Source organism: Pantoea sp. K16 (assembly GCF_048452805.1).
GTDB lineage: Bacteria > Pseudomonadota > Gammaproteobacteria > Enterobacterales > Enterobacteriaceae > Pantoea > Pantoea agglomerans.
Map to the genome: position 1 here is coordinate 1 of NZ_JBLWNV010000035.1, position 496 is coordinate 496.

The window sequence follows — 496 nt, forward strand, 5'->3', positions numbered from 1 at the left end:
TCCTTACCTGAAGATACCTTCCCGCGCAGTGTCCACACAGATTGTCTGATAAAAAGTAACGAGCAGAAAAAACCTCTACAGGCTTGTAGCTCAGGTGGTTAGAGCGCACCCCTGATAAGGGTGAGGTCGGTGGTTCAAGTCCACTCAGGCCTACCAAATTCGCACTCACGCTGCGTTATGTTTCCGGCTCGCATAGTTCACTATGCTTCGCGGAAACATGCCTTGCCTGAGCACGAATTGCATTTCTCACGAAGTGTACTCGGTTGAGTGGTAGTAGTGGTCTCTGCAGTAACTGTATGGGGCTATAGCTCAGCTGGGAGAGCGCCTGCCTTGCACGCAGGAGGTCAGCGGTTCGATCCCGCTTAGCTCCACCATATCGTTTATCTGTTTTTTTCTGAAATACCTCAGAGCATACCGGCGACGGTGTGCTGCGACGTATTATGCTCTTTAACAATCCGGAACAAGCTGAAAATTGAAACGACGCAGCGCGTCATTC

General features: G+C 50.6%; 2 tRNA genes. Both read left to right on the forward strand.

The annotated features are described in order from the left end of the window. Nucleotides 1–79: 79 nt before the first annotated feature. Nucleotides 80–156: transfer RNA gene (locus ACK13D_RS22045), tRNA-Ile, on the forward strand. A 142-nt stretch (nt 157–298) separates the two neighbouring features. Next, nucleotides 299–374 (forward strand) — tRNA-Ala (locus ACK13D_RS22050). Nucleotides 375–496: the final 122 nt, after the last annotated feature.